Source organism: Microvirga sesbaniae, assembly GCF_025460805.1.
Taxonomy (GTDB): domain Bacteria; phylum Pseudomonadota; class Alphaproteobacteria; order Rhizobiales; family Beijerinckiaceae; genus Microvirga; species Microvirga sesbaniae.
In genome coordinates, this window is the sequence record NZ_JAMXFJ010000001.1 from 373,287 (window position 1) to 397,620 (window position 24,334).

21 protein-coding genes are annotated in these 24,334 nt (G+C 67.2%); 12 read left to right on the top strand and 9 right to left on the bottom strand.

Annotation, left to right across the window (positions count from 1 at the left end; translation table 11 throughout):
- Nucleotides 1-150: 150 nt before the first annotated feature.
- Nucleotides 151-792 (bottom strand): ribonuclease HII, encoded by a 642-nt coding sequence (gene rnhB / locus OCW50_RS01745; RefSeq protein ID WP_262296206.1) that lies wholly within the window; start codon nt 790-792, stop codon nt 151-153.
- A gap of 186 nt (nt 793-978) precedes the next feature.
- Nucleotides 979-2,160, bottom strand: a complete 1,182-nt coding sequence (locus OCW50_RS01750; protein ID WP_373371282.1) for a PA0069 family radical SAM protein — start codon at nt 2,158-2,160, stop codon at nt 979-981.
- A gap of 233 nt (nt 2,161-2,393) precedes the next feature.
- On the opposite strand from OCW50_RS01750, the gene OCW50_RS01755 reads away from it, so the two are divergent.
- Entirely contained in the window at nt 2,394-2,885 is a 492-nt protein-coding gene (locus OCW50_RS01755; RefSeq protein WP_262296207.1) for a hypothetical protein, read from the top strand.
- 7 nt (nt 2,886-2,892) lie between these two features.
- On the opposite strand, the gene moaB is transcribed toward OCW50_RS01755, so the two are convergent.
- The 4 genes from moaB to OCW50_RS01775 form a co-directional block, all read right to left on the bottom strand.
- On the bottom strand, nt 2,893-3,447 hold the full coding sequence (gene moaB / locus OCW50_RS01760) for a molybdenum cofactor biosynthesis protein B (protein WP_262296208.1): 555 nt from the start codon (nt 3,445-3,447) through the stop codon (nt 2,893-2,895).
- Between the two features lie 274 nt (nt 3,448-3,721).
- On the bottom strand, nt 3,722-4,594 hold the full coding sequence (gene ypfJ / locus OCW50_RS01765) for a KPN_02809 family neutral zinc metallopeptidase (protein ID WP_262296209.1): 873 nt from the start codon (nt 4,592-4,594) through the stop codon (nt 3,722-3,724).
- A gap of 86 nt (nt 4,595-4,680) precedes the next feature.
- Nucleotides 4,681-5,526 carry a uracil-DNA glycosylase gene (locus OCW50_RS01770; RefSeq protein WP_262296210.1) on the bottom strand — a complete coding sequence of 282 codons (846 nt, stop codon included), beginning with the start codon at nt 5,524-5,526 and terminating at the stop codon, nt 4,681-4,683.
- A gap of 164 nt (nt 5,527-5,690) precedes the next feature.
- The gene (locus tag OCW50_RS01775; protein WP_262296211.1) at nt 5,691-6,257 is read right to left on the bottom strand and encodes a methylated-DNA--[protein]-cysteine S-methyltransferase; all 567 of its coding nucleotides are present in this window, start codon (nt 6,255-6,257) and stop codon (nt 5,691-5,693) included.
- A 266-nt stretch (nt 6,258-6,523) separates the two neighbouring features.
- Between OCW50_RS01775 and OCW50_RS01780 the strand changes: the two genes are divergently transcribed.
- The 3 genes from OCW50_RS01780 to OCW50_RS01790 all read left to right on the top strand — a co-directional run bounded on the left by OCW50_RS01780 (nt 6,524) and on the right by OCW50_RS01790 (nt 11,360).
- Nucleotides 6,524-8,188 (top strand): electron transfer flavoprotein-ubiquinone oxidoreductase, encoded by a 1,665-nt coding sequence (locus OCW50_RS01780; protein ID WP_262296212.1) that lies wholly within the window; start codon nt 6,524-6,526, stop codon nt 8,186-8,188.
- 333 nt (nt 8,189-8,521) lie between these two features.
- Complete coding sequence (locus OCW50_RS01785) at nt 8,522-10,309, top strand: tetratricopeptide repeat protein (RefSeq protein ID WP_444547388.1); 1,788 nt, start codon at nt 8,522-8,524, stop codon at nt 10,307-10,309.
- Between the two features lie 187 nt (nt 10,310-10,496).
- On the top strand, nt 10,497-11,360 hold the full coding sequence (locus OCW50_RS01790; RefSeq protein ID WP_262296347.1) for a 4-(cytidine 5'-diphospho)-2-C-methyl-D-erythritol kinase: 864 nt from the start codon (nt 10,497-10,499) through the stop codon (nt 11,358-11,360).
- Nucleotides 11,361-11,559: 199 nt separating this feature from the next.
- Here the strand turns inward: OCW50_RS01790 and OCW50_RS01795 are convergent, their stop codons facing one another.
- Nucleotides 11,560-12,369, bottom strand: coding sequence for a MetQ/NlpA family ABC transporter substrate-binding protein (locus OCW50_RS01795; RefSeq protein ID WP_262296213.1), 810 nt, complete (start codon nt 12,367-12,369; stop codon nt 11,560-11,562).
- Between the two features lie 522 nt (nt 12,370-12,891).
- On the opposite strand from OCW50_RS01795, the gene OCW50_RS01800 reads away from it, so the two are divergent.
- The gene (locus OCW50_RS01800; RefSeq protein WP_262296214.1) at nt 12,892-15,543 is read left to right on the top strand and encodes a glycoside hydrolase family 113; all 2,652 of its coding nucleotides are present in this window, start codon (nt 12,892-12,894) and stop codon (nt 15,541-15,543) included.
- A 15-nt stretch (nt 15,544-15,558) separates the two neighbouring features.
- On the opposite strand, the gene OCW50_RS01805 is transcribed toward OCW50_RS01800, so the two are convergent.
- Nucleotides 15,559-16,578 (bottom strand): polyprenyl synthetase family protein, encoded by a 1,020-nt coding sequence (locus OCW50_RS01805; protein WP_262296215.1) that lies wholly within the window; start codon nt 16,576-16,578, stop codon nt 15,559-15,561.
- Between the two features lie 114 nt (nt 16,579-16,692).
- On the opposite strand from OCW50_RS01805, the gene OCW50_RS01810 reads away from it, so the two are divergent.
- Complete coding sequence (locus OCW50_RS01810; protein WP_262272943.1) at nt 16,693-16,917, top strand: putative signal transducing protein; 225 nt, start codon at nt 16,693-16,695, stop codon at nt 16,915-16,917.
- Nucleotides 16,910-17,650: a tRNA1(Val) (adenine(37)-N6)-methyltransferase gene (locus OCW50_RS01815; protein ID WP_262272944.1), complete on the top strand. Its 741-nt coding sequence runs from the start codon at nt 16,910-16,912 to the stop codon at nt 17,648-17,650. Before OCW50_RS01810 ends, OCW50_RS01815 begins: the two co-directional genes overlap by 8 nt.
- Before the next feature lie 29 nt (nt 17,651-17,679).
- Here the strand turns inward: OCW50_RS01815 and OCW50_RS01820 are convergent, their stop codons facing one another.
- Complete coding sequence (locus OCW50_RS01820) at nt 17,680-18,000, bottom strand: hypothetical protein (protein WP_262272945.1); 321 nt, start codon at nt 17,998-18,000, stop codon at nt 17,680-17,682.
- 268 nt (nt 18,001-18,268) lie between these two features.
- Here OCW50_RS01820 and OCW50_RS01825 point away from each other — a divergent pair, with 268 nt between their 5' ends.
- From OCW50_RS01825 to OCW50_RS01845, 5 genes are all read left to right on the top strand, one after another.
- Complete coding sequence (locus tag OCW50_RS01825; protein ID WP_262296216.1) at nt 18,269-19,153, top strand: S49 family peptidase; 885 nt, start codon at nt 18,269-18,271, stop codon at nt 19,151-19,153.
- A gap of 147 nt (nt 19,154-19,300) precedes the next feature.
- Nucleotides 19,301-20,242: a glycine--tRNA ligase subunit alpha gene (locus OCW50_RS01830; RefSeq protein ID WP_262296217.1), complete on the top strand. Its 942-nt coding sequence runs from the start codon at nt 19,301-19,303 to the stop codon at nt 20,240-20,242.
- A gap of 134 nt (nt 20,243-20,376) precedes the next feature.
- Nucleotides 20,377-20,742, top strand: a complete 366-nt coding sequence (locus OCW50_RS01835) for an endonuclease domain-containing protein (RefSeq protein WP_262296218.1) — start codon at nt 20,377-20,379, stop codon at nt 20,740-20,742.
- Between the two features lie 15 nt (nt 20,743-20,757).
- Entirely contained in the window at nt 20,758-23,013 is a 2,256-nt protein-coding gene (glyS, locus tag OCW50_RS01840) for a glycine--tRNA ligase subunit beta (RefSeq protein WP_262296219.1), read from the top strand.
- Nucleotides 23,014-23,533: 520 nt separating this feature from the next.
- A complete protein-coding gene (locus tag OCW50_RS01845; RefSeq protein ID WP_262272950.1) occupies nt 23,534-24,169 on the top strand; it encodes a L,D-transpeptidase in 636 nt (211 codons plus the stop codon).
- The last annotated feature ends 165 nt before the right edge of the window (nt 24,170-24,334 follow it).

The window sequence follows — 24,334 nt, forward strand, 5'->3', positions numbered from 1 at the left end:
CACCGGTTACGCAACTGACACTCCGGATCATGATGGGATAGGGTAAAGAGGAGGTTTCCAAACCCGAGAAAATGCAAATATTTTGGATCGGCAAAACTTGCCTACATGCTGAAAAGATTGGGTTTTTCCGTTAATCAGCGTTAAGGGAGGTTACAGATCCAGTAACCCTTGGCGCAGGGGTGAAAAACTCATGCGGTGGAACGGGCAGGGACCCTCGCTGGCGATCACCGTGAGATGAGCCTTGGTGCTGTAGCCGGCATTGCTGGCAAACCCGTAGGCGGGGTAAGCGAGCCCGAGCCGCGCCATCATGCGGTCGCGGACCACCTTGGCCACGATGGACGCGGCCGCGATGGAGGCGATGCGCGAATCGCCCTTGACGACCGCTTCCGTGGCGCAGGGCAGGGCCGGCGGGTCGTTGCCGTCGACGAAGGCCATGTCGGGCCGGCAGGGCAGCGCCGCGAGCGCCCGGCACATGGCGAGCAGCGAGGCCTGGCGAATGTTGATGCTGTCGATGTCCCGATGCGACACCGAGGCGATTCCCACGTGGGAGGTGGCGAGGATTTCGGTGAACAGCGCCTCGCGCCTTGCCGCCGTCAGGGCTTTTGAATCGGCCAGGCCCTGCGGCACGCGGTCGAGGTCGAGCACCACCGCGGCCGACACAACCGGGCCGGCCAGCGGCCCGCGCCCGACCTCGTCGAGACCGGCGATGCAGGTGAAGCCCTGCGCGCGGGCGGCGTGCTCGCGGTCGAGGCCGAGATCGGGGAGGCGGGAGGCGCGAATCGGTGCGGTCATGCACGGGATGAAAGCGGCAAGCGGGCCGCCTTGTCATCACCGGCGCGCAGACAGGAGAGTCGCACCACGCCGGCATTACCGCCCCCGTGACGATGGCCCGGATCCGGGAAGGCGCAGCGTTTCGACGCACCGTCATGGCCGGGACGAGCCCGGCCATGACGGGGCAGGTTCATCCGAGACGGCGGGCTAAAACAGGCTCAGCTGCCCGGTCTCCGCCGGCGGCACGGCGAAAAGGTCCTTGCGGAGGCGCAGGTTCCGCTTGTTCAGGCCGAGCCGTTCGGCCGTGGTCTCGAAGCGCCGGCCGAGCATCCAGGCATAGGGGCCGATGCCGGACTGGCGGGTGCTCCAGGCGGCATCGTAATCCTTGCCGCCGCGCGCCTCCTGCAGCAGCGTGAAGACGTGCTTGAGCTTGTCCGGGTAATGCTCGGCCAGCCAGTCGCGCATCAGGTCCTTGAGGTCGTGCGGCAGGCGCAGGAGCACGTAGCCGGCCTCCTGGGCGCCGGCCTCGGCGCAGGCCTTCAGGATCGCCTCGATCTCGTGATCGTTGATCGCCGGGATGATGGGCGCCACCAGGACCGAGACCGGGATGCCGGCCTCGCTGAGCCTGCGGATGGTGTCGAGGCGCTTGGCTGGCGTGGCCGCACGGGGCTCCATGCGGCGGGCGAGCCTCGGGTCGAGGGTCGTGACCGAGATCGCCACCTTGACGAGCTGCCGCTCGGCCATCCGGCTCAGGATGTCGATATCCCGGGTGACGAGGCCCGACTTCGTCACGATGCCGACGGGATGGTTCATCCGGTCCAGCACCTCGAGGATGGAGCGCGTGATGCGGAAGCGCCGCTCCACGGGCTGGTACGGGTCCGTGTTGGACCCGAGGGCGATCGTGGCCGGCTCGTATTTCGCGGCCCGCAGCTCCTTCTCCAGGAGCTCCGCCGCGTTGGGCTTGGCGAAGATCTTGGTCTCGAAGTCGAGGCCCGAGGACAGGCCCTGGAAGGCATGGGTCGGCCGCGCGAAGCAATAGGCGCAGCCGTGCTCGCACCCGCGATAGGGGTTGATCGACTTCTCGAACAGGATGTCGGGCGAATCGTTCCGGGTGACGATCGTGCGCGGCTTCTCGACGATCACCTCGGTCGGCAGGACGGGAAGCTCCTCGTCCATGTCCCAGCCGTCGTCGAAGGCCTCGCGCTGCGCCGGCTCGTAGCGGCCGGACGGGTTCGCGGACGCGCCTCGGCCCCGGCGCCGCTCCACCTCGACCCGGTAGGCCGGATCGTCCATGCGCCGCCTTGCCGCCTCGGCGGCTTCGAGGGGCGTGCGCCTCGCGGTCCGGATGCGGAGGGGATCGCGGGCGGGATCTTTGGCGCGAACGCTCATGGCGGCCTCGAACGAATCGGTCGGTGCGAATCTGTCGGTGGAGGCCCAAGCTTAAGAACAAAAAGTGAACAAACGCAAGTGCGCATCGGCAGAAATGTCCTAGAGCATCGGACCCACTTTTGGGTCCGATGCTCAACCCCTTGAAGCGCGCACCGTTCGAGGCGAAAAACCGCGTCCACTTTTTCGCACGGTGCGCTAGCGACGGTGGAGGCCGGCGGGGCTATAGTCCTCGGATGATTACCGTTCTCGTCCGCGTGACCCATGGGCCCGAGGCTCTGGCCGCCACCTTGAGCGCCCTCGTTCCGGCCGTGGCCGCCGGGCTCGTCGGCGATGCCGTCATCCTGGCGGAGCGGCCGGACGACACCCTGGCGACGGTCGCCGACGCGGTCGGCGCCACCCTGGTGGTGGCGCCGAAAGGATCGTGGCGCGAGGGAGCGGCGGCGGCGCGGCGCGACTGGCTGCTCTGCCTCGACGACGGCGACATCCCGCAGGAGGGCTGGATCCGGGTGCTCGACCGGTTCGTGGTCCTGTCCCGGCCCGACCAGGGTCTGGCCCGGATGCGGCGTCAGCGCACGGGCCTGGCGAACGCGCTCCGAGGCCTGTTCGGGCGCTCGTCCGTGCGGGCGGGTGATCTGGTGCATCGCCGGGTGCTGGCGAACGAGGTTAGGGCGCGCATGCCCGTGCGTCTCGCCGCGACCGTCGAGCGCGATCCGGTGTTCGGCTGAGCCCCGTTCAGGCTTTCGGCGTTCCGCGCTTCAGATGCTCGTCGAGCCGCGGCATGATCTCGACGAAGTTGCAGGGGCGGTAGCGGTAGTCGAGCTGATGGGCCAGGATCCCGTCCCAGGCGTCCCTGCAGGCGCCGGGGGAGCCCGGCAGCACGAACACGAAGGTCGTGCCGGCAACGCCGGCCGTCGCCCGCGACTGGATCGTCGAGGTGCCGATCTTGTCGTAGGAGATGCGGTGGAAGACCGCCGAGAAACCGTCCATCCGCTTGTCGAGCAGGGGCTCGATCGCCTCCGGGGTCACGTCGCGGCCGGTGAAGCCCGTGCCGCCCGTGGTGATCACCACGTCGACCGCGGGATCGGCGACCCAGCCCCGAACCCTGCCGCGGATCGCCTCCACGTCGTCCGGCACGATGGCCCGGTCGGCGAGCCTGTGCCCGGCCTTCGTGAGCCGCTCGGCGAGCGTCGAGCCGGACCTGTCGTCCTCCGGCGAGCGCGTGTCGGAGACCGTCAGCACGGCGATGCCGAGAGGGATGAAGGGAAGGTTTTCGTCGATGCCGGGCATGGGAGTCTCTGAAAGACGCGGGGTCTCATGTAGCGCAGAATGGCTCGAGCTTCCACACGCGCGCCTCCCGGGCGCTCCTCGGCAACGGCGCCCGCCATGTCATCACCCGCTCTCACCATCCTCCCACTTCATCACCGGGCTCGTCCCGGTGATCCCGCTTCTGAGAGGCGCCGTGCCTCACCGGATCGAGATGGCCGGAACAAGCCCGGCCGTGACGAAGAGGGGCCTGGATGATCCCAGGTGCTGTGCAGAAGGTCTGAAGCGACGGCAAGCCTTACAGCTGGCTCGCCCGGAACGTGTCGCAGGCCTGGATCGAGCCGGACTTCAGGCCCGTGGTGAGCCAGCGCATGCGCTGCTCGGAGGAGCCGTGGGTGAAGCTGTCGGGCACCACGCGGCCCTGGCCCTGCCGCTGAAGCCGGTCGTCGCCGATGGCTTCGGCGGCGCGGATCGCCTCCTCGATGTCGCCCGGCTCGAGGGATTGCCAGCGCTGGTTGGAATGGTGCGCCCAGACGCCCGCCAGGCAATCCGCCATCAGCTCGACGCGCACGGAGAGCTGGTTGGCTTCCGCCCGCCCGACCTGCTGCTGCCGCTCCTGGACGCGGGGCAGGATTCCGAGCTGGTTCTCGACGTGGTGGCCGACCTCGTGGGCGAGCACGTAGGCATAGGCGAAATCGCCGCCGGCGCGGAAGCGGCGCTGCATCTCCTGGAAGAACGACAGGTCGATGTAGACGGTCTGGTCGAGCGGGCAGTAGAACGGCCCCATGGCCGATTGCGCGCCGCCGCAGCCGGACCGGGTCGCGTCCGAGAACAGCACGAGCTTCGGCGCCTGGTACTGCCGGTTGGCCTGCTGGGGCAGGACCTCCTTCCACACGTCCTCCGTGTTGCCGAGAATCGCGGCCGCGAAGCGTCCGGCCTCGTCCTGCGGGGCGCCCTGGCGGCCCTGCTGCTGCTGCTGCTGGTAGCCGGAGCCGCCGCCCGTCATCATCTCGGCGCCGCCGATCAGGATGCGCGGATCGATGCCGAGCGCCCAGCCGACGAGGCCGAGGATCAGGATGGTGCCGATGCCGAGACCGCCCGCACCTCCGGGCAGACCCATGCCGCGACGGTCTTCCACATTGGACGAGGTTCGAAAGTCTTCCCAGCGCATGATCCACCTTCCAGCCGCGGCATGAAGCTCCGCAGGATCTTAAGGCGTAAGCATATGGCCCGGTTCCGAGCCGGCCGGAAGAGCCTTTACTCCCGGCCGTCGAGAGCCCGTCGCAGAGCCTGGAAATCCCGCCAGCCGAGGCGCTTCTGCAGGGGCTGGCGCAGCAGATAGGCCGGGTGCAGGGTCGGCAGCGCCCTGATCTCCCGTCCGTCCTCGGTCCTGTAGGTGAACCAGCGCCCGCGCGTGCGCAGGATCCCGTCCTTGACGCCGAGCAGGTTCTGGGCGGCCGGACCGCCGAGGCAGAGCACGAATTCAGGGGACGCCAGCTCGATCTGGCGTGCGATGAACGGCTTGCAGATGGCGATTTCCTGCGGGGTCGGGGTGCGGTTCCCCGGCGGGCGCCACGGCACGATGTTGGCGACGTAGACCTGCGTGCGGTCGAGCCCGATGGTCGCCAGCATCCGGTCGAGGAGCTGGCCGGACCGGCCCATGAAGGGTTTGCCGATCCGGTCCTCGTCGGCCCCGGGGGCCTCGCCCACCAGCATCACGCGCCCGTCCGGATTGCCGTCCGCGAAGGCGAGGTTCTTGGCCGAGAACTTCAGCGCGCAGCCGTCGAAGCCTGCCAGGATCGCCTCCAGCTCCGCGAGGGACCGGGCATGGCGCGCTTGCTCGCGGGCCAGGCCCGCCACCTCTTCGGGCGCGCCGGCGGCTGCTTTCGGAAGGGCGCGGGGAGAAGGTGCGGCAGAAGATGCAGCAGGTGCCGGAGAGGCCTTGGGTGCAGCGGCCTGGGCGGCCCCGGCCGGGGCGCGCTCCGCCTTGGGCTCGGCGAAGCGGTCGTGCGGGGTCTCGTCGAGCGCGAGGTCGACGCCCGCCTCGACATGGAAGTCGAGCAGCGCCTGAAGAGCATCGCGGTCGGAAGGTGCGTCCTGCATGAACCGTATGTAAGCATTCCGAGCCCTGTGGACAACTCGGACCTGCAAAGGATCGGGCCGAACCTTCTGGACATCCTGCCCTCCACGTCGTCGCCGGGCTTGTCCCGGTGATGACGTGGAGGGGCCAATGGACCGCATCTGCCGGCCCTGCGTCCTGCCGCTTGTCATGCGATCCCGTCGAAGAGAGTCGGTGTCTCGTCCCGCCGCGCGCCTTCGATGGCCAGGAGGCGGCGCTTGGTCGTGGCGCCGCCGTTCGCCGAGAAGCCGCCGAGCTTGCCGCCGGCGGCCACCACCCGGTGGCATGGAACGATGATCGCGAAGGGGTTGCGCCCGAGGGCCTGGCCGATCGCCCGGGCATTGTCGATGCCGAGCCGGGACGCGATCTCCCCGTAGGTCAGCACCCGTCCCGGCGGGATGCCGCGGGCCACCTCGTAGACGCGACGGTCGAAATCCGGCACGCCGCCCATGTCGAGCCGCACCGCGGTCAGATCGCGCGCCTCGCCCCGCAGCAGGGCCGTCACGTCCGCGACGACCCCCCGGATGTCCGGCGGCGCCTCGGCCTCGACGATGCCGGGGAAGCGCCGCGCGAGGCGGCCGCGCAGCCGGGACGCGTCCTCCTCGGGCAGCTGAAAGCCCACGACCCCGCGTCTGTTCCAGGCGAGCCCGCATGGGCCGATGGCCGTCTCGAACAGCGTGTAGAACACCGCGTCGCGGGAAGGAGATTCCTGCATGGCTCCTTGTAGACCTCCGGTGGCCGGCGAACAACCCGGAGGGTCCGTCGCGGACCTCGTGATCGCCCGACGGGCGCGGTTCCCTGTCCCGGAAGCGTCGCGGTCATCGGGTTTCGGCATAACCTTATGCGGAAAGGGAACTTTCAGCCGGCGACCAATGAAGCTAGGAGAGTTCCTCACGAAGGCGGCTTGAGAAATCGGCTGGACTGTTCATATGTAAACCATCCAGCCGCTCGTGCGTTGAAGCCGTGTACCAGGAGGAAGCCATGTCCGATCTGCCCGCCCGTGAATCGATGGAGTTCGACGTCGTCGTCGTGGGCGCGGGTCCGGCCGGCCTGGCGACCGCCATCCGGCTCAAGCAGCAGGCCATGGAGCAGGGCGCGGATATCTCGGTGGTGGTGGTCGAGAAGGGCTCCGAGGTCGGGGCCCACATCCTGTCCGGCGCGGTGATCGATCCGATCGGCCTCGACGGCCTCCTGCCGGAATGGCGTTCCGATCCCGACCGGCCGCTCAAGACCGAAGTGACCGCCGACGAGTTCATGTATCTGGGCCATGCCGGCGGGATCCGCCTGCCCAACGTGTTCATGCCCAAGCTCATGAACAACCACGGCAACTTCGTCGGATCGCTCGGCAACGTCGCCCGCTATCTCGGGCGCAAGGCCGAGGAGCTCGGGGTCGAGATCTATCCGGGCTTCCCGGCCGCCGAGGTGCTGGTGGAGGACGGCAAGGTGGTGGGCGTCGCCACCGGCGACATGGGCATCGGCCGTGACGGCGAGCCCAACGCCAACTTCACCCGCGGCATGGAGCTGCGCGCCAGGTACACGATCTTCGGCGAGGGCGCCCGCGGGTCGCTGACCAAGCAGATGGTCGAGCGCTTCGGCCTGAACCAGGGCCGCGACCACCAGAAATACGGCATCGGCATCAAGGAGCTCTGGCAGGTCAGGCCGGAGAAGTTCCAAGCCGGCCTCGTGCGCCATTCCATGGGCTGGCCGCTGCCCAACAATGCCGGCGGCGGCTCCTGGCTCTACCATTTCGACGACAACCTCGTGTCGGTCGGCTTCGTGGTGCATCTGAACTACAAGAACCCGACCCTGTCCCCCTTCGACGAGTTCCAGCGCTTCAAGACCCACCCGATGGTCCGCGACGTGTTCGAGGGGGCCAAGCGCATCGGCTACGGGGCGCGCGCCATCATGGAGGGCGGCTGGCAATCGGTGCCGAACCTGGCCTTCCCGGGCGGCTGCCTGGTGGGCGATAGCGCCGGCTTCGTGAACGTGCCGCGCATCAAGGGCAGCCACAACGCCATCCTTTCCGGCATGCTCTGCGCCGACCACGTGTTCGCGGCCCTGCAGGCGGGCCGCGCCCATGACGAGGTCGCGTCCTACGAGGAAGCCTGGCGCTCGTCGCCGATCGGGTACGATCTCAAGCGCGTGCGCAACGTGAAGCCGCTCTGGTCGAAATACGGCACCGCGGCCGGGGTGGCGCTGGGCGGGCTCGACATGTGGCTGACCGAGATCTTCAACTGGTCGCCCTTCGGCACCATGACCCACGGCAAGCCCGACCACGAGTGCCTGCTGCCCCTCGATCAGGTGACGCCGATCACATACGACAGGCCGGACGGGGTCCTGACCTTCGACCGGCTGTCCTCGGTGTTCCTGTCCAACACCAACCACGAGGAGGACCAGCCGGTCCATCTCAAGGTGAAGGACATGGGCCTGCAGAAGGCGTCCGAGCACGACGTGTTCGGCGGGCCCTCGCAACGCTACTGCCCGGCGGGCGTGTACGAGTGGGTGGAAGGCGAGGGGGGCGTGCGCTACCAGATCAACGCCCAGAACTGCGTCCACTGCAAGACCTGCGACATCAAGGACCCGAACCAGAACATCACCTGGGTCACGCCGGAAGGCGGCGGCGGGCCGAACTACGTGAACATGTGAGGGCCGCCCGCCCGTTTCCCCGACCCCGCGGGCGAGGGAGCGAAAGCGCCGCCACCCGGCCCGTCACGAACCCACCCACCTCATGGCCGGCCTTGCGCCGGCCATCCCGACGGGGTGGTGCTCGGCGTTCCCAGCAAGCGGGATCACCGGGACAAGCCCGGCGATGACGGGGAGGGGAGAGACGGCCATCCCGAAGATCCTGCCCTCACGACGCTTTTACGTCCCAGCGGCAATTGTCCCCTTGCGGCCATCGGAGGGAGACGCCATTCTCCGGCCTGATTTGGCGCACATCTCCTCCGTCAAGAGATGATGCGATTTTTGGAGCCGCGCTTCGTGCCCACCTTGAAAAAGTCTTTTGCCCATAGGGGGCTGCCTGCCCTGATGCTGATGGCCGCGGGCCTGCTGGCCGCTCCGGCCGTCGCTGCGAACACGGAAGACGAGATCCTGCAGCCTGCCCAGAGCCTGGAGGGCAACTTCCTGTCCGCCTATGTGGCGGGTTCGGCGCGGGACACGGAAGCGGCGACCATCTTCTTCCGCGAGGCGATCCAGGAGGATCCCCGCAACCAGGAGCTTCTGGAGCGGGCCTTCGTGGCTTTCCTGGCCAACGGGTCCATGAACGAGGCCGTGCGCGCGGCCGAGCGCCTCTCGGGCCAGGACGCGTCCAACAACCTGGCGCAGTTCGCCCTCGCGGTCCGGGCCCTGAAGAGCCAGAAATACGCCGATGCCCGGGCACGCCTCTCGAAGGGCGCCCGCGGGCGCCAGGCCGACCTGACGGCCACGCTTCTGACCGCCTGGACCTATGCCGGCGCCAAGGACGGCAAGCAGGCGCTCGCCACCGTGGACAAGCTCAAGAACGAGCGGGCCTTCGACCAGTTCAGGGAATATCACGCCGCCCTCATCGCCGACGTGGTGGGCAACCCCGTCGAGGCCGAGAAACGCTTCAAGGCCGCCTACGAGGGCGAGCGCAACACCCTGCAGGTGGTCGACGCCTATGGGCGCTTCCTGGCCAAGCGCGGCCGCAAGGACGAGGCCCTGAAGATCTACAAGGCCTTCGACGAGGCGGCGCCGCGCCACCCGATCGTCCGCGCCGCCATGAAGGCGCTCGAGGAGGACAAGCCGCTCCTGCCGCTGGTCAACACCGCCCAGGACGGCGCGGCCGAGCTGCTCTACGGGCTCGGCGTCGTCGGCAACACCCAGGGCGACGAGCTCACGGCGATCATCTATCTGCGCCTCGGCCTCGACCTGAAGGGCGATCATCCGCTCGCCCTCGTCACCCTGGGCGACGTCTACGAGCGCCTGAAGCAGTACGACAAGGCGAACGCGATCTTCGATCGCATCCCCAAGGATTCTCCCGTGCGACCGAGCGCCGACATCTCCATCGGGCACAATTTCGAGCTGATGGGACGGGGCGACGACGCCATCGCGCATCTCGAGAAGCTCATGAAGGAGCGGCCGGACGACGTGGAGGTCGTCATGGCGCTCGGCAACGTGCAGCGCTCGCGCAAGAAGTTCGCCGAGGCGGCCGAGACCTACGACAAGGCGATCAAGCTGATCGGCCAGCCGGAGCGCGGCCACTGGATCCTCTACTTCTACCGCGGCACGTCCTATGAGCGCGCGAAGCAGTGGGACAAGGCCGAGGCCGACCTGAAGAAGGCCCTGGAGCTCGTCCCCGAAGGGCTTCCGGCCGGCCGGGCGCAGGTGATGAACTACCTTGCCTATTCCTGGGTCGACCAGAACATGAACATCGACGAGGCGTTCAAGATGCTCACCAAGGCCGTCGAGCTCGCCCCGCGCGACGGAATGATCATCGACTCGCTCGGCTGGGCCTATTACCGCATGGGCCGCTACGACGACGCCGTGCGCGAGCTCGAGAAGGCCGTGGAGCTGAAGCCGGGCGATCCGACCATCAACGACCACCTGGGCGATGCCTATTGGAAAACCGGCCGCAAGCTCGAGGCGAAGTTCCAGTGGGACCACGCCAAGAACTCGGATCCGGAGCATGAGGAGCTCGTGAAGATCCTCAAGAAGATCGACAGCGGTCTCGAGGAGGATCCGAAGCCCGCCGCCGCCGAGAACGCGCCGCCGCCCGCGCCGGAAGTGCCGAAGCACAACGGCGGGTAAGGCCTGTCGAACCATCGCTCTCCTTGGTCGTCACCGGCCTCGTGCCGGTGATCCCGACCGCGGAGGGCGCCGCGCTTTTCGGATCGGGATGGCCGGGACGAGCCCGGCCCTGACAGGGAGCGGGAAGGCCGGTGTTCGCGACACGCGAGCCCTTCCCATCGTGTTCGCTCTCGGGCATGGAAGCGCCATGCCTCAGCCGCTCGCCACCCGCGCCCCCGCCAAGATCAACCTGACGCTGCACGTGCTCGGACGCCGGGCCGACGGCTATCACGCGCTGGAGAGCCTCGTGGCCTTCGCCAGCACGGGCGACGACCTGCGGCTCGAGCCCGGAGCCGCATTGGCGCTCGCGGTGGACGGTCCGACGGCCGCGCTCGCCGGAAGCGGTGCCGACAATCTCGTCCTCAAAGCGTCGCGTCTTCTGGCCGAGCGCGTGGAGGGTCTGCGGCTCGGCACCTTCCATCTCACCAAGCGCCTGCCGGTCGCGGCCGGGATCGGCGGCGGGTCCTCGGATGCGGCCGCGGCCCTGCGGCTCCTGGCCCGTCTCAACGGCCTGCCGCTGTCGCATCCGGCCGTCCGCGAGGCGGCCCGGCTGACCGGGGCGGACGTGCCGGTCTGCCTGGAGCCGAGGGCGCGCATGATGCGGGGCACGGGCGCGGAGCTCGGGGCCGCGCTGGATCTCCCGCGCCTCTTCGCCGTTCTGGTCAACCCGCGCGTGCCGGTGGAGACCCCGGCGGTGTTCAAGGCGCTCGGGCTGCAGCCCGGCCAGCGCTTGGCCGGGGAGGTCCACCCGGCCATCGAGCCGAGGGGCCTCATCGATGCGTTGCGCGCGGCCCGCAACGATCTCGAGCCGCCGGCGCTGCGGCTTCAGCCGCTGATCGGCGAGGCGCTCGGCCTGCTCGGGCGCACGACGGGCTGCCGCCTGGCCCGCATGTCCGGATCGGGCGCGACCGTGTTCAGCCTCTACGACGGGTGCGGGACGACCGCGGAAGCCGCGAGGGCCGTCAAGCACGCGCGGCCGGACTGGTGGGTCAAGGCGACGAGCCTGCGGTAATCGACGGCCTCACGTCATCACCGGGCTCGTCCCGGTGATCCAGATACGAGAGGCACCGCGCCCTTCCGATCGAGATGGCCGGCACAAGGCCGGCCATGACGTGTGGAGGGTGGCAGTGAGACCGCAGGATGGCCGGCGAGAGGCGGGTGATGACCGGCCGGCCATGACGGGACGAAGGTGCTCAGGCTTTGCGCGGTTCTCACCAGGCCGGGATGATGGCGCCCTTGAAGCGCTCTTCCAGGAACTTGGCGACCTCGGGGGACTGGTAGGATTCCACGAAGGTCTTGATCTCGGGGCGGTTCTCGTCGCCCTGGCGGGCCGCGACGAAGTTGGCGTAGGGGTTGCCCTCGCGTTTCTCGACCGCGATCGTGTCCTTGCGGATGTCGAGGCCTGCATTGAGCGCGTGATCGGTGTTGATCACCGCGGCGTCCAAATCGGGCAGGGCGCGGGGCAGCTGCGCGGCATCGAGCTCGGAGAACTTGATGCCCTTCGGGTTCTCGGCGATGTCGAGGAGGCTCGGCGACAGGCCCTGGCCCTCCTTGATCTTGATCACGCCTTCCGCGGCCAGCAGGTTGAGCGCCCGGCCGCCGTTGCTCGGATCGTTCGGGATGCCGACCTTGGCGCCCTTCGGCAGATCGGCGACGGCCTTCGCCTTGGTGGAGTAGAGGCCGATGGGCTGGACGAAGGTGAAGCCGACGGGAACGATCTTGTAGCCCCGGGCGGCGATCTGCGCATCGAGATAGGGCTTGTGCTGGAAGGCGTTGGCGTCGAGGTCCTTGCGCTCCAGAGCCTCGTTGACGAGAGCGTAGTCGGAGAACGGTACGAGCTCGACATTCAGGCCCTTGGTGGCCGCGACCTTCTTGACGACCTGCGCGACCTCTTCCTCGGCCCCGGACATGACGCCGACCTTGATGCTCTTCTGCTGGGCGGCGGCCGGAAGCGCGGCGGCCAGGGCGGCACCGAGCGCGACGGTCGCGGACAGGAGAGCGCGGCGGGTGAAAACGGACATGGGGTCTACCTTTCGGGCAAAGTGCGTCCGGGCTTCAACTCGAAGCCGGACGTGTGGTTCGGGGCTTTTTGGGAAAGATCAGGCCGTGCAGCGACAACACCGCTCGGCCTGGAGGGGCCGAGGAAGGGGCAGGGATGCCGTTATGGAGGTCCAGCGCGTCATGACCGATCGATCCTCGTGAACCACGAGGCGGAGGCCGCTCGTGGCGCTTTAGCCTTTGATGACGCGGGGCAAGCTGCTCGTCTCAAATCACCGCGGCCCCGCCGTGGCCAGAGCCGCCGCGGGACAGGGATCTTTGTAGCCGGGCTGGTTTTTAAGTCAACCGATCTGTTCTGTAAAAAGAACAGCCCCGATATGCGCCCAAAGCCTAGGCCGCTCGGCCGAGCCTTCATGGCTGCGGCATAGGCGCGCTCGACCATCCGGCTGAAAGACGGGTCATCTTCGTATTATTATATTGTTGCTAACGATTCAATGGCTAGCGTCGCGACAACCGCCAGCCTCCAAGAGCAGGAGCCCAGAAGCATGAGCAGCCCCGGCCAGATCTTCGAGTGGGAAGGCATCACCCAGCCGTCCTATTGGGGCGGACAGATCCTCGCAGAGACGGGGCTGAAGGCCATGAGCCAGATCGTGGCGACGGGCGCCAACACCGTCACGATCATTCCCAACTTCTTCCAGGTCAGCAAGTTCAGCAACGAGGTGGAGTTGCATCTCGGCGATCCCAACAATCCATGGGACAACGAGAGCGACACGATCGAGCAGGTGAAGCAGTCCATTCTGGCGGCCAAGGACCGTGGCCTCAAGGTCGTGCTCAAGCCGCATCTGGAAACGAACAACCGTGTCTGGCGCGCCGAGCTCGCCCCCACCGACCCCAAGGCCTGGTTCGCCAGCTACAAGGCCATGATGGTCGAATACGCCAAGGTGGCTCAGGCGGCCGGCGCGGAGATGATCTGCGTCGGCACCGAAATGAACAGCATGATCGATCCGACCAAGACCTGCAGCGACGGCAAGACCTACACGCAGAAATGGGGCGAGATCATCGATGCAGTGCGGGCCGTCTATTCCGGCAAGGTCACCTATGCGGCCACCTACGACACGGTGCAGAAGGTCGGGTTCTGGGACAAGGTCGACTTCATCGGGGTCGACGCCTACATCCCGTCCTCGACGGTGAACGATCCGACGGTCGATCAGATCGTGGATGCCTGGGTGAAGCCGCATTTCAACCCCTGGATCCGGGACACCCTGCATGGGGGCAAGTCCGTCGTCGACACCTACAAGGCGCTCTCTGAGCAATACGGCAAGCAGGTGATCTTCACCGAGGTCGGCTACAAGAGCATGGACGGGGCCAACAAGGATCCGGGCGTGTTCGGCGGCAGCGGGACCTATGATCCTCAGGAGCAGGTCGACTGCTACGAGGCTCTCTTCAAGGTAATGGAAAACTACGGCGGCCGATGGCTCGCCGGATCCTTCCTCTGGAGCTATTACTCCTTCGAAAACCCGATGGTGGAGCGGAATGTCCCCTGGACGGACTACACCACGCAATGGAAGCCCGCGAACGCCACGGTCACCACCCATTACTCGGGACCGGCTCATACGACGGGTCTCGCCCGGAACGGAACGAACGTCGCCGACAGGCTCGACGGCGGCTATCACAACGACACCCTGAACGGCGCCGGCGGCAACGACATCCTCTGGGGCGGCGCCGGAAACGATCGGCTCAATGGCGGCCCGGGGGACGATGCTCTCGACGGCGTAGCCGATAAGGACACGGCGGTCTTCTCCGGCGCCCGCGCCAACTACACGATCTACGCGCTCGGCAACGGCCGATACATCGTCAAGGACGCCCGCCAGAACGGGGACGGCACCGACGAGCTCCGCGGCGTGGAGAAGGCGAGCTTTTCCGACCAGACAGTGGATCTCGCGACCGCCGGCGGAACGCCTCCGGAGAGTATCTTTTCCATCGCGGCCGTTCAGGCCGGCAAGCCCGAGGGCGGTGCGGGAGCGACGACCGACTTCACCTTCAAGATCACCCGCTCCAGCGACGTGGGCGACACCAGCGTCAAATGGCGGGTTCAGCTTCCCGCCGGCGCCATTCGGGCCAACGACTTTGCCGTCATGACCGGCGAGGTTTCCATGGCCACGGGCGTGACCGAGCAGACGATCACCGTAAAAGTTCGGGGCGACCTTCTCTTCGAGGCGGACGAGACCTTTACGGTCGAACTCTACGGGGCGGGCGAGGGCAGCTCCATCGGGAGCGGGAATGCGACCGGCACGATCCTCAGCGACGACGGCGACAATGCTCCGAGCGACATCGTTCTGGACAATCCGGCGGTGGCCGAACTCGCCGAGGCCGGAACGCTCATCGGGACGTTGTCGGCCGCGGACATCGATGAGGACGAAGCGATGAGCTATGCCATCGTGAACCCGGACGGGCGGTTCACGATCGACGGCAACAGGCTGCTGGTGGCCGACGGCATCAGGCTCGATCACGAGCAGGCCTCCTCGCACAGGGTCACCGTGCGGGTGACGGACAAGCACGGGGCAACCTTTTCCAAGGACCTCGTGGTGCATGTCACCAACGAAGATCCGGAGAAGACCGCAGGCAGCGCGGCCGATGACGTGTTCTACGGCGGCGGCGGCGACGACACGCTCGGCGGCGGAGCAGGTCACGACCGCTTGTTCGGCGGTGCGGGCGCCGACCTGCTCGCCGGCGGCGACGGCGGCGACATCCTGTCGGGCGGGGCCGGCAGGGACACGCTCACCGGCGGCGCCTGGAGCCGGGCGGACCCGAACAAGGACGCGTTCCTGTTCGACGTCAAGGTGACGGCAAGCACCTACAGAAGCCACGTCGACACGGTGAAGGACGTGCAGTTCAAGTATGATTCGTTCTACTTCGAGGATTCGGCCTTCAGCAACGGGACGATCGCCCGCTACCTGGCGGGCAAGAACGCCTCGCTCGATCATGCGATCACGATCAGAAAAGGCTGGTTCGCGTTCGATCAGGCCAAGGATCGGGACGACTTCTTCATCGCCAGGAAGGTCAATGCGAAGACCTACAAGCTGCTTTTCGATGCGGACGGCGCGGGCACGAAGCAGAAGGCCCTGGAGATCGCCACCATCACCTACGACAAGAAGGTCGGAGGCGACATCTCCTACAAGGATTTCCTCTTCGTCTGACGGCGGGACGTCCGCTCAATAGGCCCGGGCGATGCAGAAATCGACCGCGTCGAGCAGGGCCTGCTTCATCGGGCCCGACGGGAAGAGCGCGAGGGCGTCGCGGGCCATGGCGCCGTAATGGCGGGCCCGCTCGACCGTGTCCTCGAGGGCGCGGTGCCGGCGCATGATGGCGATGGCCTGCTCGAGATCCGCGTCCTCGATCTCACCCCGTTCGAGCACGCGCTTCCAGAAGGCGCGCTCCTCGTCCGTCCCGCGCCGGAAGGACAGGACCACCGGCAGGGTGATCTTGCCCTCGCGGAAATCGTCGCCCACGTTCTTGCCGAGGGTCGCGGCCTTGCCGCCATAGTCCAGGGCATCGTCCACGAGCTGGAAGGCGATGCCGAGATTCATCCCGTAGGAGCGGCACGCGGCCTGCTCGGCCTTCTGGCGCCCGGCGATGACCGGCCCGACCTCGCAGGCGGCGGCGAAGAGTTCGGCCGTCTTGCCCCGAATCACGGCGAGATATTCGTCCTCGGTGGTTTCCGTGTTCTTGGCGGCGGCGAGCTGCATGACCTCGCCTTCGGCGATCACGGTCGCGGCGGCCGACAGGATGTCGAGCGCGCGCAGGGATCCCACCTCCACCATCATGCGGAAGGCCTGGCCGAGCAGGAAGTCGCCGACGAGCACGCTGGCCTCGTTGCCCCACTTGATTCGGGCCGCGATCTTGCCGCGGCGCATGTCGCTCTCGTCGACCACGTCGTCGTGGAGAAGGGTGGCGGTGTGCATGAACTCGACGGAGGCCGCGAGCTTCACGTGCCCGTCGCCCTGATAGCCGGACAGCCCGGCGGTCGCCAGCGTCAGCATGGGGCGCAGGCGCTTGCCCCCGGAAGAGATCAGGTGGTTCGCCACCTCCGGGATCATCGTGACCTCGGATCCCGTTCGCGACAGGATCATCGCATTGACCCGTTCCATGTCGGAGGCCACAAGGGACACGAGCTTCTCGATGCTCGCATTCTTCTCGGGATGCTTGTCTTCGAACGGAACGACGACGCCCACGTCTCACTACCCGGGTTGCCGGCCGGCTCGGCCGGTAGGAATATCAGTCACCGTGGCATGGCACTTTCCATGCTGCAATGCAAACGCTTACCGCAGGGGAAGGGTCTCAAGCCGATGGTCGAAATCGTCCGCACCAGCGATCTCGTTCTGGTCGGCTTCCTACAATCCCTCCTGGAGAACGCCAAGATCCCCGTTTTCGTGGCAGACATGCACATGAGCGCCCTGGAGGGCATGACCGGCGCCTTCCCGCGCCGGATTCTCGTGCCCGCCGATCATCTGGCCCAGGCCCGCCGCCTGGTGGCCGAAGCCGGGCTCGAGGGCGAGCTGCGGCATGAGTGATGTCACGGAAGATCTTCTCCTGGACGGGCGGGTCCGCCTCCTTCAGCCGCACAAGGGGCACCGGGCCGGCACCGATGCGGTGCTGCTCGCGGCCTCGGCTCCCCTGAAATCCGGCGATGTCGTGATGGACGTGGGCGCGGCGACCGGAGCGGTCGGCCTCATGGTGGCGGCCCGGCGGGAAGCCGCGCGCGTCGTCTTCGTGGAGCGCGATCCTCACCTCGCCGAATTGTGTCGGGCCAACTGCCGGACAAACGGCATCCAGGGGGAGGTGGCCGTGGCGGACCTGTTGGACCGCACCTCGCGCCAAGCGGCGGGTCTCATGCCCGAAAGCGCCGATCTCGTCCTCACCAACCCGCCGTTCCTGGAGGAGGGCGAGGCCCGGATCTCGCCCGACCGGGGCCGGGCGGCGGCTCATGCCCTTCCGACCGGGGGGCTGGACGCCTGGCTCAAGGCCAGTATCGGCCTGCTCAGGCCAAAGGGACGGTTCGTGATGATCCACCGGGCCGATCGCCTGGCGGATTGTCTGAGGATGCTGGAGAATCGGCTCGGGAGGCTGGAGCTCCGTTTCGTTCATCCCAGCGCCGAGCGGCCGGCGATTCGCCTGCTCCTGTCCGGGATCAAGGGCAGCCGCGCCCCCGTGTGCGTCCTGCCGCCCGTGATCCTGAACGGTCCCGATGGCCGCTTCACCCCGCAGGCCGAGGCCCTGCATCGGGGTGACGCGATCCTTCCATGAGAAAGGGCGCCTCTCGGCGCCCTTCCCGATCACCAGCGATAGCCCGGTCCGCGGACCGTGCGGCAGACCTCGATCGGACGGCGCACCCAGCGGTAGCCGTTCCAGACCCGGCGCGGCTCGACCCAGCACCGGCGGGCCACACGGGCGGGACGGTAAGCGCCGTAGGGACGCCCGTAATAGGGGCGCCCATAATAGGGACGGCCATAATAGGGACGGCCGTACTGCACCGTCACGGCGGGCCCTCGATAGCCGTAGCCCCCGTAATAGGGCTGCGCCTCGGCCGGCTGAACCGACACGGCCCCGAAGCCCAAGGCCGCAAAACCAAGAAGGCCGAACATCAGCTTACGCATTCATTCTCTCCTCAACTCCGCTCGGACACCGGAGTGAAACGGTGTCACGACCGGGCTGTTGTCCATGATCAAGATTTAAACGGTCTTAACTGAACGCAGCCCGACAATTTCCCTAACGGTATGTTCATCTTGGGAAGCCGGGCCGTGCACCCTAGAGCATCGGATCCGATGCTCCACTCTTGGCTGGCGCATCGTTGGGCGCGGACCCAGCGGGCCGCGCCAGCGAAAACCGGATCCACTTTTCCGCACGATGCGCTAGATAACAGTCATGGCTCAAACATCGTTCTCCTCCATGCTCCCGGCTCGTCTTCAATTCCTTCTCCCGGCCAAGTACCGTGCTTATCCCAACCCCGTCGTGCCCGTGGTGCGCCTGTCGGGGCCCATCGGGGCCGTGATGCCGCTGCGCCCCGGATTGGCCATGCAGAGCGTCGCGCCCTTGCTGGAGCGCGCCTTCTCGGTGCCGGGCGCACAGGCGGTGGCGCTGGTCATCAACTCGCCGGGCGGCTCGGCCGCCCAGTCGCACCTGATCTTCAAGCGGATTCGGGCTTTCGCCGAGGAGAAGAAGCTTCCCGTCATCGCCTTCGTGGAGGATGCGGCGGCGTCCGGCGGCTACATGATCGCCTGCGCGGCCGACGAGATCTACGCCGATCCGGCCTCCATCGTCGGGTCCATTGGGGTCGTGTCCGCGAGCTTCGGGTTCCACGAGCTGATCGAGCGCATCGGCATCGAGCGGCGGGTGCACACGGCCGGCAAGAGCAAGGCGATGCTGGATCCCTTCAGGCCCGAGAACCCCGACGACGTGGTGCGGCTGAAGGGGCTCCAGCGCCAGATCCACGACGTGTTCGTGGGCCTCGTCCGGGACCGCCGGGGCGAGAAGCTCAACGATTCCTACGACGATCTGTTCTCCGGGGCCTTCTGGGTCGGAGCGGAGGCGCTCGATCTCGGGCTCGTCGACGGCTTGGGCGACATCCGCACCATCCTGCGCCAGCGCTTCGGCGACAAGGTGCGGTTCCGCATGATCGAGCCGGCCCGCCCGCCGCTGCTGGGCCGCCTGCTCGGCCGGCGCTCCCTCGGGCAGAGCAGTCTGATCGACCCCGGCGAGATCGTCGGAGCGCTCGAGGAGCGGGCCGCCTGGGCGCGATTGGGGCTGTAGGGCCTCGACACCGCAAGGAGCGAAAGACCCCATCCCGTCGCGCGAAGGTGTCCGGAATGCCCGCCGGGACACCCCGGCGCTTGACTTGGGCGGCCCGCCATCCCAAGGGTTCGCCTGACATTCTTCAAAGCCAGACCGGACGCCGACATGACGAGCGAACCCGCGCACATGAACCCTGCGCGCTCTTTCCAGGGCCTGATCCTCACGCTCCAGCGCTACTGGGCGGAGCAGGGCTGCGTCATCCTCCAGCCCTATGACATGGAAGTCGGCGCAGGAACCTTCCACCCGGCCACAACCCTGCGCGCCCTGGGCCCCAAGCCCTGGCGGGCCGCCTATGCGCAGCCCTCCCGGCGCCCGAAGGACGGGCGCTACGGCGAGAACCCGAACCGGCTCCAGCACTATTACCAGTTCCAGGTGATCCTGAAGCCGAACCCGCCGAACCTCCAGGAGCTCTATCTCGGCTCGCTCAAGGCCATCGGCATCGACACCTCGGTCCACGACATCCGGTTCGTCGAGGACGACTGGGAAAGCCCGACCCTGGGCGCATGGGGCCTCGGCTGGGAATGCTGGTGCGACGGCATGGAGGTGTCGCAGTTCACCTATTTCCAGCAGGTGGCCGGCTTCGAGTGCTCGCCGGTGGCGGGCGAGCTGACCTATGGCCTCGAGCGCCTCGCCATGTATCTGCAGGGCGTGGAATCGATCTACGACCTCAACTTCAACGGGCTCGACGGCGACCGGAAGGTCACCTACGGAGATGTGTTTCTCCAGGCCGAGCAGGAATATTCGCGCCACAACTTCGAATATGCCGACACGGAGATGCTGTTCCGGCACTTCCGCGACGCGGAGGCTGCCTGCCGCCAGTACCTGGAAGCCGGCGAGCCGAAGCCCGGCTCCAACGACAACCGCCATCTGATGGCGTTGCCGGCCTACGACCAGTGCATCAAGGCAAGCCACGTGTTCAACCTGCTCGACGCCCGCGGAGTGATCTCCGTGACCGAGCGCCAGAGCTACATCCTGCGCGTCCGCGAGCTGGCGAAGGCCTGCGGCGCCGCATGGCTGAAGACCGAGGGCGGGGGCTTGGCGGCGTGAAACACCACCGTATTCCCTCCCCCTTGAGGGGAGGGTTAGGGTGGGGGTGCCGGCTCCGCAAGACCAAGCTCCAAGCGCCCATGTCCCGAACGACAAAACCAGGAACACGACGCTCCAGAACGCTCCGCAGACGATTGACGGATGCCGAGAGGCGTCTCTGGTGGCACCTGAAGCGTGTTCCGCTTGCCGGTACTCATTTCCGCAAGCAGGCTCCGATCGGCCCCTATGTGGCGGACTTCGTCTGCCATAGCGCCAGGTTGATCCTGGAAGTCGATGGAAGCCAGCACGGTTCAGAGAGCGGTCTGCGATCCGATGCGGCGCGCAGCGCGTGGCTGAAGATGCAAGGCTACCAGGTTCTTCGATTTTGGAACCATGACGTGATGAACCAGATCGATGTCGTGCTCGACACGATCTATGCGGCTCTCTACACCGCATCTTCGAACGGCGCTGGCGCCGACACCCCCACCCCTAACCCCTCCCCACAAGGGGGAGGGGAATAGAGCGGCGAACCAATCATGCCCGATCTCCTCCTCGAACTGTTCTCCGAAGAAATTCCCGCCCGCATGCAGCGCCGCGCGGCGGAGGATCTGAAGAAGCTCGTGACCGACGCGCTCGTGGAGCGCGGCTTCCTCTACGAGGGCGCGAAGGCCTTCGCCACGCCACGCCGGCTGGCCCTCCAGGTGGCGGGCCTGCCCGTGAAGGGGCAGGACGTGCGCGAGGAGCGCAAAGGCCCGCGCGTCGGCTCGCCCGACGCGGCGATTCAGGGCTTCTTGAAGGGTGCGGGCCTGTCCTCCATCGAGCAGGCGAAGATCGAGAGCGATCCGAAGAAGGGCGAGTTCTACGTCGCGGTCATCGAGAGGCCGGGCCGCTCGACGCCCGACGTGCTGGCCGAGATCCTGCCCGGCATCGTGAAGACCTTCCCGTGGCCGAAATCCATGCGCTGGGGCACGGCCTCGCGGGAGCCCGGTTCGCTGCGCTGGGTGCGTCCGCTCCATTCGATCATCTGCACCTTCGGGCCCGAGACCGAGGATCCGGAGGTGGTGCGCTTCGAGGTCGACGGCATCGTTTCGGGCGACGTCACGAAGGGCCACCGCTTCCTGGCGCCCGGCGAGATCCGGGTGAAGCGCTTCGACGATTACGCGCCGGCGCTGGAGCGCGCCAGGGTCGTGATCGACGCGGACCGCCGCAAGGACATGATCCTGCACGACGCGAAGGACCTCGCCTTCGCGCAGGGGCTGGAACTCGTCGAGGACGAAGGCCTGCTGGAAGAGGTCGCGGGGCTGGTGGAATGGCCCGTGGTGCTCATGGGCTCCTTCGACGAAGCCTTCCTGGACATTCCCCCGGAGGTGATCCGCACCACCATCCGGGCGAACCAGAAATGCTTCGTGCTGCGCGATTCCGGCACCGGCAGGCTCGCCAACAGGTTTCTGCTCACCTCGAACCTCATCGCGGCCGACGGCGGCAAGACCATCGTGGGCGGTAACGAGCGCGTGGTGCGCGCGCGCCTCTCCGACGCCAAGTTCTTCTGGGAGACGGACCAGAAGGTGAAGCTGGAGGACCGGCTCGAGAAGCTGAAGAGCATCGTGTTCCACGAGAAGCTCGGCACGCAATATGAGCGCGTCGAGCGCATCGCGGCGCTCGCGAGGGAACTGGCCCCCATGGTCGGCGCCGATCCCGAACTGGCGGAGCGCGGGGCGCGCCTCGCCAAGGCCGATCTCGTCACCGAGATGGTGGGCGAATTCCCCGAGCTGCAGGGCCTCATGGGCCGCTACTACGCGACGCTCCAGGGCGAGCACGACTCCGTGGCGGCCGCCGTCGAGGAGCATTACAAGCCCCTCGGGCCGTCCGACCGCGTGCCGACCGATCCGGTCTCGGTGGCCGTCGCGCTCGCCGACAAGCTCGACACCCTGGTGGGCTTCTGGGCCATCGACGAGAAGCCGACGGGATCGAAGGATCCTTATGCCCTGCGTCGCGCGGCTTTGGGCGTGATCCGGCTGGTGCTGGAGAACAATCTCAAGCTCTCTCTGACCAGTCTGCTCGCCAAGCCCTTCGCCAGAACGGCCAATGCGGCTCTCTTCGCGGATTTCCTGAAAGCGAAAGAGCTTGTCGAAGCCATCGAGCAGAGCCCGTTTGCTCCTGTCGTTGAGCATCCCTCCGTCGCGGAACTGGCGGCGATCTTCCGGCAGCGGCAGATCGTGGAAGGTGAGACGCTCGCGCGCCTCATGCATGCCCGTGCGCTCGACCTCCTCGCTTTCTTCGCCGACCGCCTGAAGGTCTATCTCCGCGACCAGGGCGCGCGTCACGATCTCATCGACGCCGTGTTCTCCCTCGAGGGCCAGGACGACCTGCTGATGATCGTCCGCCGGGTCGAGGCGCTGGGCCGCTTCCTCGACACCGAGGACGGCCGGAACCTTCTCGCCGGCTATCGCCGCGCGGCCAACATCCTGCGCATCGAGGAGAAGAAGGACGGTCGCTCCTACGGCGAGACGCCCGATCTCCAGATCGTCAACGACCAGGGTCAGATCGAGGAGAAGGCGCTCGCCGTGGTGCTCGACGGGGCCAAGCGCGAGGCGGCGTCGGCCGTGGAAGCGGAGGATTTCGAGGGGGCGATGCGAGCCCTGTCGCGCCTTCGCCAGCCCGTGGACGCCTTCTTCGACAAGGTGACGGTGAATGCGGAGGATCCGGGTCTGCGGGCCAACCGCCTGCGGCTCCTCAACGACATCCGCGAAGCGACCCGCACCGTGGCGGACTTCTCCCGCATCGAAGGCTAGCATCGGACGTGAGACGTGGGCCCAGGTTTGGGCCCGACGCTCATTCGTCGAAGATGACGCCCTCCCCACGTCATGGCCGGGCCTGTCCCGGCCATCCTGCGGCCTCACTGCCACCCTCCCCACGTCATGGCCGGGCTTGTCCCGGCCATCCCGATTGTCTGAAGCGCCTCGCCTCTCGTATCGGGATCACCGGGACGAGCCAAGTGATGACGTGGAGAAGGTGGTCAGGGCCGGCCGGTCATCACCCGCCTCTTGCCGGTCATCCCGATTGTCCGATGCTCCCACCTGAAGCGGCGCATCGTTCAGGGTGGACCGCTTTCGTGCGCACGATGCGCTGGCCTCACTGGCCGACACGGATCCGGTTCTGCGCCGGGTCCCATCCCACGGAGGGAGGGCTGCGCCAGGCGCATGGGGGATTCCTCCCGGGTTAATTCATGTTAAGGTGTGGCCCGAGGGGCACAGCCAAGGAGCCGCCTAGGCTCTAGGTAGGCGGCAACCGATCCAATTCAGAAGACCGAAGATGATTCGACGCCTCCTGATCGCCGCTCTTTTGGGCGCGCCCCTCGCTGCCTGCCAGACCGCCCAGCAGCCGGTCGCCACCATGGCCGATTCCGCCTGGTATGTCGGCATGATGCCCGACAAGCCGCACAACATCCCGCTGGTCGACCGGCGCAAGATGGATGCGAAATACGCCCGCCAGACGGTGGCGTATAGCGGCCCCGAGAAGCCGGGCTCCATCGTGGTCGATATCGACGAGCGCATGCTCTATCTCGTCCAGCCCGAGGGCCGGGCGATTCGCTACGGCGTGGGCGTCGGCAAGCAGGGCTTCTCCTGGAAGGGGATTGCGTCGGTTGGCCGCAAGGGGGTCTGGCCGGCCTGGTCGCCCACCAAGACCATGGTGGGCATCAAGCCGGAGCTGCCGCGCTACGTGGAAGCCGGTCTCGACAACCCGCTCGGCGCCCGCGCGCTCTATCTCTACCAGGACGGCCGCGACATCCTGTTCCGGATCCACGGGACCAACGAGCCCTGGAGCATCGGCGAGCAGCTCTCCTCGGGCTGCGTGCGCATGCTCAACGAGGACGTGGCCGATCTCTACGAGCGCGTCCCCGTCGGCACGACGGTCTACGTCAAGCGCAACGGACGCTACCGGGTGTGAGCTCCGGTTCATGACGGATGACGATGGCCGGGCCTGTCCCGGCCATTTTTGTTTGTTGCCATCGTGGCCGCAGCCCGAAAGGCGAGCCTCCTGAATTTTCCGGAACCGTGGCTGTTCAGCTTGCGTTTGGGCTCCACATGTTTCAAGCCAACACCTGCGCGGCAG

Excerpts from the sequence above, each read along its gene's own strand:
- rnhB (WP_262296206.1), bottom strand. The coding sequence starts at position 792 with ATGACCGCACCGATTCGCGCCTCCCGCCTCCCCGATCTCGGCCTCGAC.
- OCW50_RS01750 (WP_373371282.1), bottom strand. The coding sequence starts at position 2,160 with ATGAGCGTTCGCGCCAAAGATCCCGCCCGCGATCCCCTCCGCATCCGG.
- OCW50_RS01755 (WP_262296207.1), top strand. The coding sequence starts at position 2,394 with ATGATTACCGTTCTCGTCCGCGTGACCCATGGGCCCGAGGCTCTGGCC.
- moaB (WP_262296208.1), bottom strand. The coding sequence starts at position 3,447 with ATGCCCGGCATCGACGAAAACCTTCCCTTCATCCCTCTCGGCATCGCC.
- ypfJ (WP_262296209.1), bottom strand. The coding sequence starts at position 4,594 with ATGCGCTGGGAAGACTTTCGAACCTCGTCCAATGTGGAAGACCGTCGC.
- OCW50_RS01770 (WP_262296210.1), bottom strand. The coding sequence starts at position 5,526 with ATGCAGGACGCACCTTCCGACCGCGATGCTCTTCAGGCGCTGCTCGAC.
- OCW50_RS01775 (WP_262296211.1), bottom strand. The coding sequence starts at position 6,257 with ATGCAGGAATCTCCTTCCCGCGACGCGGTGTTCTACACGCTGTTCGAG.
- OCW50_RS01780 (WP_262296212.1), top strand. The coding sequence starts at position 6,524 with ATGTCCGATCTGCCCGCCCGTGAATCGATGGAGTTCGACGTCGTCGTC.
- OCW50_RS01790 (WP_262296347.1), top strand. The coding sequence starts at position 10,497 with ATGCCTCAGCCGCTCGCCACCCGCGCCCCCGCCAAGATCAACCTGACG.
- OCW50_RS01795 (WP_262296213.1), bottom strand. The coding sequence starts at position 12,369 with ATGTCCGTTTTCACCCGCCGCGCTCTCCTGTCCGCGACCGTCGCGCTC.
- OCW50_RS01800 (WP_262296214.1), top strand. The coding sequence starts at position 12,892 with ATGAGCAGCCCCGGCCAGATCTTCGAGTGGGAAGGCATCACCCAGCCG.
- OCW50_RS01810 (WP_262272943.1), top strand. The coding sequence starts at position 16,693 with ATGGTCGAAATCGTCCGCACCAGCGATCTCGTTCTGGTCGGCTTCCTA.
- OCW50_RS01815 (WP_262272944.1), top strand. The coding sequence starts at position 16,910 with ATGAGTGATGTCACGGAAGATCTTCTCCTGGACGGGCGGGTCCGCCTC.
- OCW50_RS01820 (WP_262272945.1), bottom strand. The coding sequence starts at position 18,000 with ATGCGTAAGCTGATGTTCGGCCTTCTTGGTTTTGCGGCCTTGGGCTTC.
- OCW50_RS01825 (WP_262296216.1), top strand. The coding sequence starts at position 18,269 with ATGGCTCAAACATCGTTCTCCTCCATGCTCCCGGCTCGTCTTCAATTC.
- OCW50_RS01830 (WP_262296217.1), top strand. The coding sequence starts at position 19,301 with ATGACGAGCGAACCCGCGCACATGAACCCTGCGCGCTCTTTCCAGGGC.
- glyS (WP_262296219.1), top strand. The coding sequence starts at position 20,758 with ATGCCCGATCTCCTCCTCGAACTGTTCTCCGAAGAAATTCCCGCCCGC.
- OCW50_RS01845 (WP_262272950.1), top strand. The coding sequence starts at position 23,534 with ATGATTCGACGCCTCCTGATCGCCGCTCTTTTGGGCGCGCCCCTCGCT.